This is a genomic window from Micromonospora narathiwatensis (genome assembly GCF_900089605.1).
GTDB lineage: Bacteria > Actinomycetota > Actinomycetes > Mycobacteriales > Micromonosporaceae > Micromonospora > Micromonospora narathiwatensis.
On record NZ_LT594324.1, the window covers coordinates 3,150,904 to 3,167,671 of the forward strand.

At 73.9% G+C, this 16,768-nt stretch carries 10 protein-coding genes; 8 read left to right on the top strand and 2 right to left on the bottom strand.

Annotated elements, in window-relative coordinates:
• Nucleotides 1-275: 275 nt before the first annotated feature.
• Nucleotides 276-1,328 (top strand): alpha/beta fold hydrolase, encoded by a 1,053-nt coding sequence (locus GA0070621_RS13485; RefSeq protein ID WP_091195325.1) that lies wholly within the window; start codon nucleotides 276-278, stop codon nucleotides 1,326-1,328.
• A gap of 147 nt (nucleotides 1,329-1,475) precedes the next feature.
• Here the strand turns inward: GA0070621_RS13485 and GA0070621_RS13490 are convergent, their stop codons facing one another.
• Nucleotides 1,476-3,242, bottom strand: coding sequence for an FAD-dependent monooxygenase (locus tag GA0070621_RS13490; RefSeq protein WP_157739969.1), 1,767 nt, complete (start codon nucleotides 3,240-3,242; stop codon nucleotides 1,476-1,478).
• 320 nt (nucleotides 3,243-3,562) lie between these two features.
• Between GA0070621_RS13490 and GA0070621_RS13495 the strand changes: the two genes are divergently transcribed.
• The 6 genes from GA0070621_RS13495 to GA0070621_RS13520 all read left to right on the top strand — a co-directional run bounded on the left by GA0070621_RS13495 (nucleotide 3,563) and on the right by GA0070621_RS13520 (nucleotide 14,576).
• Nucleotides 3,563-4,609, top strand: coding sequence for a methyltransferase (locus tag GA0070621_RS13495; RefSeq protein WP_091195329.1), 1,047 nt, complete (start codon nucleotides 3,563-3,565; stop codon nucleotides 4,607-4,609).
• 69 nt (nucleotides 4,610-4,678) lie between these two features.
• Nucleotides 4,679-9,868, top strand: a complete 5,190-nt coding sequence (locus tag GA0070621_RS13500; RefSeq protein ID WP_091195331.1) for a type I polyketide synthase — start codon at nucleotides 4,679-4,681, stop codon at nucleotides 9,866-9,868.
• The gene (locus tag GA0070621_RS13505) at nucleotides 9,868-11,511 is read left to right on the top strand and encodes a (2,3-dihydroxybenzoyl)adenylate synthase (RefSeq protein WP_091195333.1); all 1,644 of its coding nucleotides are present in this window, start codon (nucleotides 9,868-9,870) and stop codon (nucleotides 11,509-11,511) included. Before GA0070621_RS13500 ends, GA0070621_RS13505 begins: the two co-directional genes overlap by 1 nt.
• Before the next feature lie 238 nt (nucleotides 11,512-11,749).
• Nucleotides 11,750-12,208, top strand: coding sequence for an enediyne antibiotic chromoprotein (locus GA0070621_RS13510; RefSeq protein ID WP_157739970.1), 459 nt, complete (start codon nucleotides 11,750-11,752; stop codon nucleotides 12,206-12,208).
• Between the two features lie 499 nt (nucleotides 12,209-12,707).
• Nucleotides 12,708-13,574: an alpha/beta fold hydrolase gene (locus GA0070621_RS13515; protein ID WP_091195340.1), complete on the top strand. Its 867-nt coding sequence runs from the start codon at nucleotides 12,708-12,710 to the stop codon at nucleotides 13,572-13,574.
• A 243-nt stretch (nucleotides 13,575-13,817) separates the two neighbouring features.
• Nucleotides 13,818-14,576: a hypothetical protein gene (locus tag GA0070621_RS13520; protein ID WP_091195343.1), complete on the top strand. Its 759-nt coding sequence runs from the start codon at nucleotides 13,818-13,820 to the stop codon at nucleotides 14,574-14,576.
• A gap of 117 nt (nucleotides 14,577-14,693) precedes the next feature.
• On the opposite strand, the gene GA0070621_RS13525 is transcribed toward GA0070621_RS13520, so the two are convergent.
• On the bottom strand, nucleotides 14,694-15,095 hold the full coding sequence (locus GA0070621_RS13525; protein WP_157739971.1) for a DUF6069 family protein: 402 nt from the start codon (nucleotides 15,093-15,095) through the stop codon (nucleotides 14,694-14,696).
• A 544-nt stretch (nucleotides 15,096-15,639) separates the two neighbouring features.
• On the opposite strand from GA0070621_RS13525, the gene GA0070621_RS13530 reads away from it, so the two are divergent.
• Nucleotides 15,640-16,749 (top strand): hypothetical protein, encoded by a 1,110-nt coding sequence (locus GA0070621_RS13530; RefSeq protein ID WP_091195348.1) that lies wholly within the window; start codon nucleotides 15,640-15,642, stop codon nucleotides 16,747-16,749.
• Nucleotides 16,750-16,768: the final 19 nt, after the last annotated feature.

The following is a 16,768-nucleotide window of genomic DNA, read 5'->3' on the forward strand; positions in this document are numbered from 1 at the left end:
GGCCCCTGCGCGTAGACGTGGCGGCCCACCGAGAATCATCGGTCGGGCCGCTTTTTCGTTCCCGTGATCGCGACTTCGACCCGGTGGGGCACCGCCCGGGGGTCCGGATGGATCATTGACGGCCATCTGCGTCTTACATAGGATCGGCAATATCGGCAGAACTTGTCACATAAGACCGCATCCTACGTAATCGGGTTCTGCCTCTTCCGCGCGCGGAGACAGCTGTACCACCGGATCGGCGCGCTCGCCCCTCGACGATCAGCGAAAGGGACCCCATGACACTGTCCGTACTGCGCCGTGGGCGACGGCGGCCCGACGGCGGCTCGCCCCGCCGGACGCGCTCGTTCATAAGCAAGGCGATCGCCTCCGTCGCGGCGGCCGCGGCGGTGCTCTTCGTCGGAGCGTCCTCGTCCGCCGCCGCGGACCCGTACGCCGAGCCGCTCACCGGCCGGGCCAACTTCAGCTCGTCTTTCCAGCACGGCATGGTGCGCGTCGACGGCGGCCAGCTCCACTACGTCAAGGGCGGCTCCGGCCCGGCGCTGGTGCTGCTGCACGGCTGGCCGCAGACCTGGTGGGCGTGGCACAACGTGATGCCGGCCCTCGCCCGCAACCACACCGTCATCGCGTTCGACCTGCCGGGCCTCGGCGACTCCAGCTCCTTCGCGACCGGGTACGACAAGGTGACCACCGCGAAGCGGATCCGCCAGGCGGTGAACGCCCTCGGGCACCGGCAGGTGTCGATCCTGGCGCACGACGTCGGGGTGCTCGTCGCCTACCCGTACGCGCGGGAGTTCCCGAACGAGGTCACCCGGATCGCGGTGCTCGACTCGACGCTGTCGGGGTTCGGGCTTGAGGACGCCTACACCCTGAGCTTCCACTTCCTGTTCAACGCCGCGCCCGCGCCCATCCCCGAGCGGATCCTCGACGACAAGGACGTGCCGACCTACCTCGGCATGATCTTCGACTTCAGCGTCAACCGCGCCGCCATCGACCGGGAGGTCTACTACCGCTTCTACCGGGACCCGGCCGACCGGACCGCCGGCTACAACTACTACCGGGCGTACGCCGGGGACGCGGAGAACAACCGGGCGAACGCGTCCCGGCGGCTGACCATGCCGGTCCTGGCGATGGGCTCGGCGGCCACGTTCGGCCCGGCGGTGGCGGGGTCGTTCCGGCAGGTCGCCGACGACGTACGCGAGGTCGTGGCGCCCGACTCGGGCCACTTCATCCCCGAGGAGAACCCGCAGTTCCTGGTCTCCTGCGTGAACCTGTTCACCGGTGTGACGGCCACCCCGCCGTCTGCGGACCTCGCCAACTGCGCCGCCTGATCACCCCGCGCCGGGCGTGAACCCGACCCGGCCGCCACGCGCCAGCCGCGCGTGGCGGCCGGGTCGCGTATCCGGCCCGCCGGCACCGGTCAGCCGACCCCGCCCCGGAGCACGCCGGTCAGCCGACCCCGCCCCGGAGCACGCCGGTCAGCCGGCCTCGTCCGGTGCGTGGGGCGGCGCGAGGTCCGCCGCCCGGCGCGGCCACTGCGCCACCAGGTCCAGGCGGGCCGAGACGAGGGCCAGGTGGATCCGGCCCGGCCAGGCGTCGACGGCCGGATCCCGGCACAGGTCGGTCGACCAGTCCATCGGCACACAGCCGGCGACCACCAGGCCGGCCTCCGTCCGGATCCGACCGCCGAACTCGACGAGGCGGTCCCACCACCCGGCCCGGCCGGGAAGCAGCAGCACGCCGTCCACGCCCCGGCGGCGTAGCGCGGCCACCTCGCGCAGCGCGTCGTCCTCGGCCACCGGGTCCGGCGCCGCCAGGGCCACGAACCGCAGCGCGTGCGGTCCCGGGGCCAGCAGCCGCCCCGGCGCGCCCGCCGCCCACCCGCCGTCCACCGGCCGGGGCCCGCCCGGCGACGGTTCGAGCCACCCGGCCGGTACGAGACGTGGCCCGTCCCCGCCGGACGGGCCGGACGCGGATGCGCCGACGCCGACCAACCGGTGCGGCAGGCGTGACCCGCGCGCGGTGAACGGCTCGGCGACAGCGTGCCGGGCGGGGGCGTCCGGGTCGACGCCGGCGGCCCGCCGGTACACCGTTTCGGCCTCGGCGATCCGCGTCGGGCAGCGCCGCCGCAGACCGAGGTGGCTGACCGCCGTCGTGCGGGTGATGAAGTGCATGCCGAACTGGGCCGGCGGCAGGTGCATCCGCCGCCCGTACGTCTCCCACCACCGCATGCTCGGCCCGGCCAAACGCTGCACCCGCGCCACCGCCGGCCGCCGGTCCCGCTCGTACGCGTCGAAGGCGGCGGTGACGGTGTCGTGCTCGCGCAGCGCGCCGGCCAACGCCATCGCGTCGGCGAGCGCCATCGTGGTGCCGGACGCCACGGTGAAGTGGGCGGTGTGCGCGGCGTCGCCGATGAGCACCCGGTTGCCGTCCGACCAGCGCCGGTTCGTCACGACGTCGAACCGGGACCAGCGGCTCCGGTTGCTGACCAGGCCGGCGCCGAGGTGGCCGGCGAAGACGTCGTCCAGCAGCGCCAGCCCGGCCGGGCCGATCTCGCCCGGCGCCCCGCCGGCGCGGTGCGCCGCGTCGAGTCCGGCCCGGCGCCAGGTACCGTCGTCGAGTTCCACCACGACGGTGCTCAGGCCGCCGCCGCAGGAGTACGCGTGGGCGGCCATCGGTCCGTGCTCGGTGGGGACGAAGAACATGGTGGCGGCGTCGCCGAGATCCGCGGTGGTGCCCAGCCAGATGTAGCGCGCGGCGCCGGTGTGCACGGTCGTGCCGAACGCCGCCGCCCGCGCCGTACGGTGGACCGAGCGCGCCCCGTCCGCGAGGACGACCACGTCCGCGTCCAGTTCGTCGGCGCGGGCCTGGCGTCCGTGGTGGACACGCGCGCCGGCGGCGCGCGCCTCCTCGGTCAGGACGGCCAGCACGGCGCCGCGGGAGACGGTGACGACCGGGAAGCCGTCGTATCGCAGCCGCCCGCCGGGCAGCCGCAGCTCCACACCGGACAGCGGCCGGGCGACGCGACCGATCCGGTCGGCGACGAGGGGATCGTGGCCGGCCAACTGCCGCATCGTCCGGTCCGACAGGGCGATGCCGAAGCCGCCGGCCCCGCCGGGATCGCTGCGCTCGTAGACGTCGATCTCCGCCCCGGGCCAGGCGCGGCCGAGCAGCCGGGACAGGAAGAGCCCGGCGGGGCCGGCACCGATGATCGCCACCCGCGTCGCGCCCATGTTCTCCCGCACCGTCCGTCGCCTGTGGGTGGGCCGGTACCGCGCCGTCTCCCGCAACGGACGCGGCCCGGCCCGATCGGAATCGTGGCAGCCGCCGGCCGCCGGCCGCATCTTCCGTGATGCGCACCGGACCGGCGCGTCGGCCGCCGGGGCGGGCGGCCGCCGGGGGCGTCGGGGCAGGCCGCCGGCCCGGGCGTCGGGCGTCACCGACGCGGCGCACTCACGAAGGTGCCCGGCACCGGCCGCCCCGATCACGATCGGTTCGTCCCCGCAGCCCGCCGCGTCGCCGGCGCGTACGGCCGGACTCCCCGAGCCTGGCCGAAAGGAGAACCATGGGCACCGATCGGCACGTGGCGATGACGGAGGCCGACTACCTCCGGCTGCTGGTGCACGGCACGACCGCGTTCGAACTGCTCCGCACCGCCCTGGAACTCGACCTCTTCGAGCACCTGGAGCACGCGGGCGGGATGACCGTGCGGCGGCTGTCGGAGGCGCTGGGCATCGAGGAACAGCCGGCCCGCGTCATGCTGCTCGGGCTCTGCGCGCTGCGGCTGGTCGACAAGCGCGGTGCGGCGTACGTCAACGCCGACATGACCCGCCGGAAGCTGCTCCGGTCGAGTCCCCGGTTCCTCGGTCCGCTGGTCGACGTACAGGCGAAGGTGATCAACCAGGCGCTGCCCGACCTCGCCGAGGCCGTACGCCGGGACACCAACGTCGGCCTGCGGCACCTGCCCGGCCCCGGGTCCACCCTGTACGAACGGCTCACCGCCCACCCGGAGTTGCAGCACGTCTTCTACGCGAACATGGGCGACGCCTCGCGCAAGGCCCTCGCCCCGCTGTTGGACAGCTACGACTTCAGCGGCATCCGGCACGCGGTCGACGTGGGCGGCGGTGACGGCACCAACGCCGTCCACCTCGCCCGGCGCTACCCGCACCTCACGGTCACCGTCTTCGACCAGGAGAGCGTCACCCGGCTGGCCGCCGACCGCATCGACGACCCGGACCTGCGTCGGCGGGTCCGCTTCCACGCTGGCGACATCATGACCGAGCCGCTGCCCGAGGGCGCCGACGCCGTGCTCGTGTTCCACATCTTCGAGATCTGGTCCCTCGAACGGAACACGGAGCTGCTGCGCCGGTGCCGGGCGGCGCTGCCGGACGGCGGGGTCTGCCTGATCTACAACTTCGTCTCGAACGACGAGGGCACCGGTTCGATGAGTGCCGGGCTGGTGTCCCCCTACTTCCTCACGCTCGCCTCCGGCGAGGGCATGGCGTACTCGGCCGGGGACATGGAGCGGGCCGCGCTCGACGCCGGCTTCTCCCACGTCGAGCGGTACGAGGGCCTGGGATTCAGTCACGCACTCGTCGTCGGCCGCCGATAGGGCGCCGCCCCGGCCGCGCACCGGCCACCGCGTCCGGTGCGCTCGCGACGCGTCAAGGAGAGAGCCCTCATGACCTCATCCGAACCCATCGCCATCGTGGGCATGGCCTGCCGGTTCGCCGGTGACGTCGATTCACCCGACCGGTTCTGGGCGTTGCTGCGCGACGGCCGGGACACGGTCGGCGAGATTCCCGACGATCGCTGGAGCTGGTACGCCGGCCAGAGCCCGGAGCACGCGGAGGCGGTGGCGGGGGCGACCCGGCGGGGCTCCTTCCTGACCGACATCGCCGGCTTCGACGCCGACTTCTTCGAGATCACGCCGCGCGAGGCGGCGCTGATGGACCCGCAGCAGCGCATCGTGCTGGAGCTGGCCTGGGAGGCGCTGGAGCACGCCGGGATCCCGCCGAGAGGACTGGCGGGCAGCGACGCGGGCGTGTTCATGGGAGTCGGCACGGACGACTACGGGCGGCGGCTGCTGGAGGACCTGCCCCGCGTCGAGGCGTGGACCGGCATCGGGGGCGCCTACTGCGCCGTCGCGAACCGGGTGTCGTACGTGCTGGACCTGCACGGGCCGAGCATGACCGTGGACACCGCCTGCTCGTCGTCCCTGGTCGCCATCCACCTGGCCGCCCAGGCGCTGCGGGCCGGCGAGTGCGACCTCGCCCTCGCCGGCGGCGTGCTGGTGATGGCGGCCCCCGGCCTGACCCTCGTCCTCGACGCGGCCGGGGCCACCGCGCCGGACGGGCGCTGCAAGTCCTTCGACGCCGCCGCCGACGGTTACGGCCGTGGCGAGGGCGGCGGCGTCGTGGTGCTCAAGCGCCTCGACGACGCCCGCCGCGACAACGACCGGATCCTGGCCGTCGTCCGCGGCAGCGCCGTACGGCAGGACGGGCGCACCAACGGCATCATGGCGCCGAACGGGCCGGCGCAGGCGGAGCTGATGCGCCGGGCGTGCCGGGACGCCGGCATCGACCCGCGGACCGTCGACTACGTCGAGGCGCACGGCACCGGCACCCCGGTCGGCGACCCGCTGGAGGCGGGCGCCCTCGCCTCGGTGTTCGGCGCCGGGCGGCCCGCCGACCGGCCGCTGCTGATCGGGTCGGTCAAGCCGAACATCGGTCACCTGGAGGCCGGCGCGGGCGTGGCCGGCGTGATCAAGACGGTGCTCGCCCTCGGGCACGGCGAACTGCCGCCGAGCCTGCGCGTCGCCCACCCCAACCCCGCCATCGACTGGGAGAGCGCCGGGCTGCGGGTGGTGACCGAGGTGACCCGGTGGCCACGGGAGGACGACGCGCCCCGCCGGGCGGCGGTCTCCGGCTACGGGTACGGCGGCACCATCGCCCACCTCGTCATCGACGGACCCGAGCCGCCGGTGGACCGGGACCGGGAACCCGAACGCGCCGGGCCGCGCCTGTACCCGCTGTCGGGCGCCGCCCCCGCCGCGCTCCGGCAGTACGCCGACCGCCTCGCCGACCGCCTCGCCACCGAACCGGGGCCGGACCTCACCGACGTGGGCCACACCCTCGCCCGCCGGCGCGGCCACCTGCCCCACCGCTGCGCCGTCGTCGCCGACGGACGGGCCGACCTGGTCCAGCGGCTGCGGGCGTACGCGGAGACCGGGCGCGGTGGTGTCTCCGGCGTGACGCCGTCCGGCGGCGAGCGCGGGGTCGTCTGGGTCTTCTCCGGGCACGGCTCGCACTGGACGGGCATGGGCCGCGACCTGATCGCCGACACCCCGGCGTTCGCGGAGGTGTTCGACCGGCTCGACCCCGTCTTCCGCGCGGAACTCGGGCTGTCGCCGCAGGCGGTGCTGTTCGACGACCGACCGCAGCCGGTGGACGTGATCCAACCGATGATCTTCGCGGTCCAGGTGGCGCTCGCCGCGACCTGGCAATCCCTCGGGTTGCGCCCCGCCGCCGTCATCGGCCACTCCGTGGGCGAGATCGCCGCGGCGGTGACCGCCGGGATCCTCACCCTGGAACAGGGTGCGCGGCTGGTCTGCCGCCGCTCCCTGCTGCTGCGGCAGGTCGCCGGCGCCGGCGCGATGGCCATGGTCGACGTCGACGCCGACGAGGCGGCCCGGCGGCTGGCCGGGCGCGACGACGTGGTCGTGGCCATCACCGCGTCGCCCGGCTGGTCCGTGCTCTCCGGCGACGCCACGGCGGTCGCCGCGCTGACCGCCCGGTGGCGCGACGACGGCGTGCGCGTACTGGCGGTCAACTCCGACGTCGCGTTCCACAGCCCGCACATGGACCCGCTGCTGGACGCGCTGCGGGCCGCCACGGCCGACCTTCCCCCGACCGAGGCGCGGATTCCGGTCTACACGACCGCGCTCGCCGACCCGCGCTCGGCCGCGCCCCGGGACGGGGCCTACTGGGCGACGAACCTGCGCGGCACGGTCCGCTTCGCGCAGGCGGTCACGGCCGCCGCCGAGGACGGCCACCGGCTCTTCCTGGAGGTCTCCGCGCACCCGGTGGTCGCCCACTCGGTCAGCGCGACCCTGGACAGCCTGCCGGTCGGCGACGCCCGCGTGGCGTACTCGCTGCGCCGTGGCCAACCCGGGCGCGAGGTCCTGCTGACCAACCTGGGTGAGCTGCACTGCCACGGCGCGGCTGTGGACTGGTCGGCGCTGTGGCCCGACGGCGACGTCGTGGACCTGCCCACCGTGGCCTGGCAGCGCCGGCGGCACTGGGCGGCGGAGCCGCCCGCCCCGGCCGCGGTGGCGAAACGGCACGACCGGGCCGCCCACACCCTGCTCGGCGGTCGCACCGTGGTACGCGGGGCCGCGCCGGCTGACGTCTGGTCCACCCGCCTCGACCGCGGCTCGCGCCCCTACCCGGGCGAGCACCCGGTCCGAGGTGTGGAGATCATTCCCGCCGCGGTGCTGCTGAACACCTTCCTCGCCGCCGCGTCCACCGGCCGGGGCTGGGTCGACCTGGCGGACGTCGCCCTGCGGGTGCCGGTCAGCGTGACCCGCCCACGGGAGGTCCAGGTGGTCCGTCAGGGCGAGACGCTGCGCCTGAGTTCCCGCATCCTCGACGCCGCCGGCGACGAGGACGAGGGCTGGGTGACGCACACCGCCGCCACCGCCGACACCCACGCGGGCCTGCCCGCCCGCGCCGACGTGCCGACCGAGGTGACGGAACCGCTGGGCGAGGGCTTCGTGGTCGACCGCCTGGGCGCGCTCGGCGTCGCCGCGATGGGCTTCCCCTGGGCCGTCCGCCGCCTCGGCCGTACCGCCGACGGCCTCGTCGCGGACGTCGACACCGGGGACGGCGACGCGACCGTACGCGGCTGGGCGGCCGTGCTCGACGCCGCGCTGTCGATCGCGTCGGTGGTCTTCCCCGGCCCGGCGGTCCTGCGCATGCCGGCACACATCGAACGGGTCACACTGTCACCGGCGGCGCCGAATCGGGCCCGGATCGCCGTACGCCGTCGGAGCGGCGACGTCGTCGACGTGGAGATCGTCAACTCGTACGGCGAGGTGGCCGGTCGGCTCACGGGCCTGCGGTACGGCCGGCTCGACCTCGACGTCGAGCACCTCGGCGACGCGGCCGGCCTCGTGCACGAGATCGCCTGGCGGCCCGGGCCGCAACCGGCCGGCCGCGCACCGGACGCGGTGGTCCTGGTCGGCCCGGTCACCGCGCTGGGCGACGGGTTGGCCGCGCGGCTGGACCGCCTCGGGGTGCCCTGCCGGCACGTATCCGACCCGCGCGACCTCACCGACGGCGAGCTGACCGACGGCCACGCGATCCTGGTGGTGCCCGCCGACGCGCACGCCGGCGACCTGGCCGCGGCGGTCGCCGCGAACGCCTGGCTGCTGGCCCGGACCGCGCGACGACTCGCGGCGGTCCGGTCGGCGCGGCCGGCCCGGCTGTGGTGCGTGACCCAGGGCGTCCTGGCCTGCGCGGACCGCGACACCCTCGGGCACGCCGCCCTGTGGGGGCTGGGCCGGATCGTCGGCGGCGAGCGCCCCGAGATCTGGGGTGGGGTCGTCGACGTCGGGGCCGCCCCGGCGGACCTGTCCACGCTCGTCGCGCTCGTCGCGGCGGGCCACGGCGAGGACGTGGTCGCGGTACGCGACGGGGAGGTCCTGGTGCCGCGCCTGCGCGCCGCCGCCGACGGACCGGACGCGCCGTCGCCGCTCTGCCGGCCCGACGGCACGTACCTGATCACCGGTGGGCTGGGCGCGCTCGGCCTGGAGGTGGCGTCCTGGCTCGCGTCGCGCGGCGCCCGCCGGATCGTCCTGGCCGGTCGCCGCGGCCTGCCCGACCGCGAGGCGTGGGACCGGGTCACCGACCCGGGGCAGCGGGCGGCCGTCGAGGCGGTCCGGGCGCTGGAGCGGGCGGGGGTCACCGTCGCGGTGGTGGCGCTGGACGTCGCCGACCCGGACCAGGCCGCGCGGCTGCTGCGGCCCGCCGCCCTCGGGCTGCCGCCGGTACGCGGGATCGTGCACGCCGCCGGCGTGCTGGACGACCGGACGGTCGACGCGCTCGACGAGGAGTCACTGCGCCGGGTGCTCCGGCCGAAGGTGACGGGCGCGCTGACCCTGCACACGCTGTTCCCGCCGGGCAGCACCGACTTCTTCGTCCTCTTCTCCTCGGCGGGCCAACTGCTCGGCCTGCCCGGGCAGGCCAGCTACGCGGCCGGCAACGCCTTCCTCGACGGCCTCGCCCGGCACCGACGCGCGGCCGGCGACGGCGGGGCGCGGAGCATCCTGTGGACGTCCTGGCGCGGGCTCGGGATGTCCACCTCGGCCGCGGTCATCGACGCCGAACTGGCCGCCCGGGGCACCGCCGACGTCAGCGCCGCCGAGGCGTTCTCCTCGTGGGAACGGGTGCAGCGGCACGACCTGGGCGAGGCGGTGGTGCTGCGGGTGCTGCCGGAGTCGGCGGGCGGCCGTCGTCCGCCGCTGCTCAGCGAGTTGCCCACCGGCGCCGGCGCGGACCCCGCCCCGGAGGCCGCCGCCCCGTCCTGGGCGGGCCTGGACGGGGCCGCGCTGCACGCCCACCTGCGGCAGCGGATCAGCGAGCAGGTCGCGGACGAGACGCGGCTGCCCGCCACCGAGGTCGACCCGCACCGCCCGCTGTCGGAGATGGGCCTGGACTCGGTGATGACGACGCGCATCCGGTCGGCGCTGGAGCGGGAGTTCCAGCTCGCGCTGCCGGCGACCTTGCTGTGGGACCAACCGACGGTCGGCGCGATCGCCGAGTACGTCGCCACCCGACTGAAGACCACCGGCACGGAAGGGGCCGAATGATGATCGAGGACGGACTCGTGCCCTGGCCGGAGGACCTGGCGTACGCCTACCGCACGGCGGAGTGCTGGCGTAACCGCCCGCTGGGGGCGTACCTGTGGGAGTGGGCCGACCGGTGGGGTCAGCAGGTCGCGGTGGTCGACGGCGATCGGCGGCTGACCTACCGGGAGTTGGCCGAGCTGGCCGACGGCCTGGCGGAACGCCTGCGCGAGCACGGGCTGCGCCACGGGGACAGCGTGCTGGTGCAGCTACCGAACTGCTGGGAGTTCGTGGTCGTCATGTTCGCCTGCTTCCGGCTGGGCGTGGCCCCGGTGCTGATGCTGCCGCAGCACCGCGAGCACGAGCTGTCCGCGATCGCCGCGCACGTGGGCGTCCGGGCGCTGGTGGTGCCGGACACGTGGCGCGACTACGACCACCAGGCGCTGGCGCACCGGGTGGCGGCGGGCCTGCCGGGGCGGACGGCCGTCTTCGTGGTCGGCACCGGCTCCCAGGCCCCGAGCGTGGACGTGCGGCACCTCGTCCACGCCGAGGGCGACGTCGAGGCGCGGCGGCACCGGCTGGACGGTCTCGCCCCGTCCGGCTCCGACGTGGCGCTGTTCCTGCTCTCCGGCGGCACCACCGCCGTACCGAAGGTCATCGCCCGCACCCACAACGACTACGAGTACAACATCCGGCGGTGCGCGGACGTCTGCCGGTTCGGCCGGGACACGGTGTACCTGGCGGTGCTGCCGGTCGGGCACAACTTCCCGCTGGCCAACCCCGGGGTGCTTGGGACGCTGTACAGCGGCGGCCGGGTGGTCCTGCTGCCCTCGCCCCGCCCGGACGCGGCGTTCGCCGCCATCGAGGCGGAGCGGGTCACGGTCGCCTCCGTGGTACCGGCGATCGCGGTCAGGTGGATGGCGGCCGCCGTCGGCGGCGATCACGACCTGTCCAGCCTGCGGCACGTCCACGTCGGCGGTTCCATGCTCTCCCCGCAACTCGCCGAGGCCATCGGCCCCGCTCTGGGGTGCGAGGTGCAGCAGGTCTACGGGATGGCCGAGGGCCTGGTCTGCTACACGCCGGTCGGCGCGCCTCCCGAGATCGCGCACGGCACCCAGGGGCGGCCGATCAGTCCCTTCGACGAGTTGGTGGTGGTGGAGCCCGGGACCGGCCGGCCGGTGCCGGCCGGCGCCGTCGGCGAGCTGCTCACCCGCGGCCCGTACACCCCGCGCGGCTACTACCGCGCTCCCGAGCAGAACGCCGTCTCGTACACCGCCGCGGGCTGGTACCGCACCGGTGACCTCGTCCGGGTCACGCCGGCGGGCGACGTGGTCGTCTGTGGACGGATCAAGGACGTGATCAACCGGGCGGGTGAGAAGATCTCCGCCGGTGAGGTCGAGACGCTCGCGCAGGAGCTGCCGGAGATCGCCGAGGCGGCGGCGATCCCCGTGCCCGACCCCGTGGTCGGGGAGCGGGTGTGCCTCGTCGTCCGGCTGCAACCCCGCCGGAGGCTGACCCTCGACCGGCTGGCCGCGGCGCTGACGGCGCGGGGCCTCGCGGCGTTCAAGGTGCCGGAGCGTCTCGTGGTGCTGGACGCCCTGCCGCACACCCCGGTCGGCAAGCCGGACAAGAAGGCGCTGCGGCTGATGCTGCGGCGGGAGGCGTAGCGGCGCCCTCCGCCACCGGTCGGGAGATCGCTGGAGATTTTTTCCCGGAGACCGCTCATTCACGGTCCGCACGGTCGTCATAACAGTTAGAGCGCTCTTGATGCGACGTCGACGGACGTCAATACGCCACGACACGGGTGCACGTTGCCGTTCCGTCGCGTCGCGTCACGCCGCTCCCACGGGAGCGAAACGACCGGTCCTGCCAGAACTGTGTCTCGTCAGGGAAATGGAGTCCTACGTGTCCGTCAGGAACTGGAAGCGCACCATGCCCGCCCTCGGCATCGCCGCCGTGGCGACCCTCGGCCTGACCGCCGCCGCCTCGGCACCGGCCGCCGCCGCCCCGAAGAAGCCCGTCGCGGCCGTCCCCACGGTCACCGTCACCCCGTCGACCGGACTGGCCGACGGACAGGTGGTGACCGTGCGGGCCAGCGGCCTCCGGCCGAGCACCGTCTACCACATCGGCGAGTGTGCCATCGTCGGCGAAGACCTGCCCTGCAACGGCGCCGAGACCATCCACGTCGCGTCGACCGCCACCGGCACGCTGTCCGCCAGCCTGCCGGTGCGGCGGGTCTACCAGGGCACGCTCGGCCCGGAGGCGACGCCGTGGGGCACCGTCGACTGCGGCAAGATGCCGTGCGGCATCGGCATGTTCAACGACCTCGGTGAGGGCGCCGGCGTCGGGATCTCGTTCCGGTAGTTAGCGTCTGACGCTGTGCCGGGTCGCGGCGCCGCGACCCGGCACAGCCTTTTCCAGAATCCCGCCGAGGGCGGCCCCCGAAAGGGAATCTGAAGCGTCGCCACAATTCTCGGAAACTGCGGACGCATAATGGCTACGGGGATCCGGCCGGATGGTTACGGCCACCATTCCCCGTTCACCACCGGCGGCCGACCGCCTCCCGTGCCCCGACCGCGCGCCCATTGCCGTACGCGTATCGCGGTCGGCGCTCCCGCGCATCCACAAAGGTGCCCGCCCGCACTCCTGGTTCTACGGTCGACTGACGGCTCGTCATCCGCGCACCGATGCAGCCCGGCCGATCCACGGCCGGCCACACGGATCACCCGGCGGCCCACCTCACCACCTCCGGCGAACACGTCCGGCCGATCTCACGCCTCCGCCAGCCGACGGGATCACCGGGGCGTCCTGCCCACGGGATGGGCTGGATCGGTGCGTCCATCGCCCGATCCAGGAGGTTCACATGCGCTCAACACGACACGGCACCCTCGACGTACCCGGTGCCCGGCTGTACTTCGAGGTCCGCGGCTACGGTCCGCCGCTGCTGTGCATCCCCACCGGCAACGGCGACGCCACCCCGTTCGGGCCCCTGGCGGACGCCCTCGCGGCGCACCACACGGTGATCACCTACGACCGTCGCGGGTTCTCCCGGAGTCCGGTCTTCGACCCGGTGGAGGACCACCGGCGGGTCCGCGTCGACGCCCAGGACGCACGGCTGCTCCTCGACCACCTCTGCGACGAGCCGGCGGAGGTGTTCGGCACCTGCTCGGGTGGCATCGTGGCGCTGGCCCTGCTGCAGGCCCACCCGCACCGGCTGCGCACCGTGGTCGTCCACGAACCGCCCCTGGCGTCGATCCTGCCCGACGCCGAGCACTGGCTGGCCTTCTACGACAACCTGTACCTGACCTACCGGGAGCGCGGCATGGAGGCCGCCCGGGAGGTGTTCCGCGCCCACGTGGGCATGGAGGGCGACACCCGTCCGCCGAGGGACGCCCAGCTCCCGCCGGACCAGCTGGAGCAACTGCTGGCCCGGCTCCGCCGCAACCAGGTGTTCTGGTTCGAGCACGAGACCCGCAGCTTTCCCGCGTACCGCCCGGACCTCGACGCGCTACGGCGGCACTCGGACCGGCTGGTGCTGGCCGGCGGCGCCGCCTCCCGAGAGCAGTACGCGTACCGCCCCAACCGGGAGCTGGCGCGGCTGCTCGGCCTGAAGATGGTCGATTTCCCCGGCGGACACGTCGGGCATGTCACCCACCCGTACGAGTTCGCCGACAGGCTCGCCGACGTCCTTCGGGGAAAGCGACGCGACAACGCGTCCGTTGCCGATTGATCCGGGCGGCCCGCACCGGCGGACATAAATGTCGCGTTCATTGTTCCGCGCGGAAAATAACCGCCCCGACACGACCTGTATGCAAAAGCCGCGCCGGCTGAGCAAGACGAGAGGCGGCACCGCCCCAACCGTCCGACATACTGATTCCACGAGGCGATCAGTAAAGGGAGGGCGACCCGACGCCTCAGTGATTGCGGAGGATTTCCGCATTCACCGAACCACCATTTCGACCAGGAGAACAACATGCGCAACAAGCGAACCGTCGTCACTCTCGCCGCGGTGGCCCTGGCCGCCCTGACCACGCTGTTCCTCGCGGGGAACGGGGCAGCCTCCGCCGGGGACCACGACACCACGGCGACCGGCCCGATGCACTTCACCACCGACGAGCTCCGGCAGCTGCTGAACCCGGACGCGCAGCGGGGCACCGCCTCGTCTGTCGAGCCCGTCATCAGCATCTCCGAGGCGCTCCACACCGGCCAGTTCGAGTCCGGCCCGGGTATCACCTCCGAGCCCAAGGCCTGCCTGAACATGACCGACGCGCTGGGCGACCTGAGCAAGGTCGACGGCTTCATGCTGTCCGGTGAGCGGTCGCAGGAGGCCGCCCCGGAGAGCTACCAGCGGTACTTCATGACCGCGGTGTTCCAGATCCCGGGTGGTGCCGACGCGGCGATCGACAAGGTGGCCAAGGTGCTGCGTACCTGCAGCGCCGGCACCGTGACGCTCGACAGCGGCAACGGCGACCCGCTGAAGGGCACCATCTCCTACGCCGAGGCGCCGGCCCCGTCGCTGGACGGTGCCCGCACCTTCGCGTCGACCCTCACGACCGTCCTGCCCGTGCCCAACGCGAACCGGGGCGTCACCGAGCCGATCGTCGCCGAGTGCGACGCCACGCTCGTCCTGACCGCCAACGGTGACCTGCTCATCTGGTCCGTCGAGCCGACGGACCAGCTGGCGACCGACTCGGTCGGCACCGTCTACGAGCGGGCCGTGGCCCTGAGCTGATCCACCGTCGCCCTCCCAGGTCGTGCCTGCGCCGTCCGGCGCAGGCACGACCGTCTCGCTTCTGTCGGCACGACCCCCCGGAGCGGTTCGCCCCCGGGGGGTCGTCGGCGTCTCGGTTCAGCGTCGGGCGCTGCGGATCATCGCCGCGATCAGCACCCCGCCGACGGCGAGGTGCATCAACGCGAGAGTGAGCATCGCGCCACCCGTCTCCGCGGTGCTCGGCCCGGCGAGGGAGAGCAGCGTGAAGACCCCCGCCACGATGACCCAGATGCGCAGGCCGTTGCGGGTGACCCGCTCCAGGAGGGCGAGGAGCCCCCAACCGAGCAGGGGCACGATCAGCGCCGCGGCGACCACCAGCCCCAGGTTGATCTGCATCAGCGCCTCCCCCTCGGCCACCGTGGCCTCCAGGTCCACGCCGGCGAGGGGAACCGCCACCACCCAGATGAGGACCGCGGCCAGCGCGGCCAGCAGCACGCCGAGCGCACGCTGACGCCATCTCGGCGCACGATTTTCGGCCAAATTTGCGACGGTTGGTGAGACCGCAGAATCCATGACACATCCTTTAGCTCGCGTGAGCGGTTTCGCGACACGGGTGCGGGGCACGCAAAGAGTTGCCCGATGCCTGAATCCTACAGTGCGGCAAGTATCCCGGGGAGGCCCTGACCGCACCCCTTTCGGTAGCCATTGCCGTCGATCGGCCGAACCATAATCAGAGCCGCTCGAATTCGGCACGGCGGGACTCGGTCGGCCCGCCCGCCGGTGCTTCCGCGGCCGTTCCGCGCCGCGGTCGCGGTGCCGCACGTGACGAGAAGACACCCAGCGGTCGCGCGGGCAGGCTGATGGGCGTCAGCGCACCTGACACCAGGTGGTGTGGCGGCGTCGAACGGGCGGTGATCCGGGCGGGCCGCCCCTCGGTCGGGGCGTGGCCGCACTGCGGTCCGGCGAGAACCCCGCGGACCGCGGTGGTGCCGGCGACCGCGCCCGGCGGACCCGGTCGGTCGCGGCCGTGGACCCGACGCGCGACGGCAGCCGCCCACCAGAGTTGCGACCATGAGGAGAGCGCATGTCGACCCCAGCAGCGACACCCGACGAAACCCTGGCCTTCCCGATCGGGCGGCAGTGTCCGTACCGGCCGTCCGCCGGCTACGACGCCTTCCGGGCCGACGGCCCGCTCTCCCGGGTACGGCTCTACGACGGACGCGAGGTGTGGCTGGTCACCGGGTACGCCGAGGCGCGGGCACTGCTCGCCGACCGGCGCGTGTCGATCAACCCCCGCGTCGCCGGTTTCCCCGCGCTCAGCGCGGAGATGGCGGAGCTGGAGACCACCGGCTACACCGATGTGCTGATCGGCGTCGACCCGCCGCTGCACACCCGGCAACGCGCCATGCTGATCCCCAGCTTCTCGGTACGCCGGATGAACGCGCTGCGGCCGGCCATCCAGGACATCGTCGACCAGCGCATCGACGCGATGCTCGCCGCCGGGCCGCCGACGGACCTGGTCGCCGGGTTCGCGCTGCCGGTGCCGTCGATGGCGGTCTGCGTGCTGCTCGGCGTCCCGTACGAGGACCGCGCGGCGTTCGAGGGGCCGGCCCGGGGCCTCTTCGACGCGGACCCCGAGCGGGCCGGCGAGGCGATGGCCGCGCTGACCGACTACTTCGGGCAGCTCGTCCGGGCCAAGGAGAGCAACCCGGGCACGGGACTGCTCGACGACCTCATCGCCGAGCAGGTACGCAAGGGGACGCTGTCCCGCGACGAGTTGGTCCTGTACGCGATGCTGATGCTGATCGCCGGGCAGGACACCACCGCCAACGTCATCTCGCTGGCGCTCGACGCCCTGTTGTTCGACCTCGGCACACCCATCGACCGAGCAATCGACCTCGTCCTGCCCGACGCCGAGGTCCTTCGCCGCCTGGCCGGCCGCCGCACCTGCCGCGGCTGCGGCAGAACCTGGCACACCGAGTTCGCCGCCCCAGCATGCCCCAACGTCTGCGACCGCTGCGGAGGCGAACTGTTCCAGCGCCACGACGACAACCCCGACCGCATCACCGCGGGCCTGCAGTCCTATCGACCAGCCGCGGCAGCCACGCTCAGCCACTACCGCGCATCGGGCAAGCTGACCTCCATCGACGCCACCCTCACACCGGCGGAGGTCACCGCTAAGGCACTCGCATGACCCGGTAGGGCGCCCGCCA

Coding starts and splice junctions, on each gene's coding strand:
- GA0070621_RS13520 (WP_091195343.1), top strand. CDS start 13,818: ATGCGCAACAAGCGAACCGTCGTCACTCTCGCCGCGGTGGCCCTGGCC.
- GA0070621_RS13530 (WP_091195348.1), top strand. CDS start 15,640: ATGTCGACCCCAGCAGCGACACCCGACGAAACCCTGGCCTTCCCGATC.
- GA0070621_RS13515 (WP_091195340.1), top strand. CDS start 12,708: ATGCGCTCAACACGACACGGCACCCTCGACGTACCCGGTGCCCGGCTG.
- GA0070621_RS13495 (WP_091195329.1), top strand. CDS start 3,563: ATGGGCACCGATCGGCACGTGGCGATGACGGAGGCCGACTACCTCCGG.
- GA0070621_RS13485 (WP_091195325.1), top strand. CDS start 276: ATGACACTGTCCGTACTGCGCCGTGGGCGACGGCGGCCCGACGGCGGC.
- GA0070621_RS13505 (WP_091195333.1), top strand. CDS start 9,868: ATGATCGAGGACGGACTCGTGCCCTGGCCGGAGGACCTGGCGTACGCC.
- GA0070621_RS13500 (WP_091195331.1), top strand. CDS start 4,679: ATGACCTCATCCGAACCCATCGCCATCGTGGGCATGGCCTGCCGGTTC.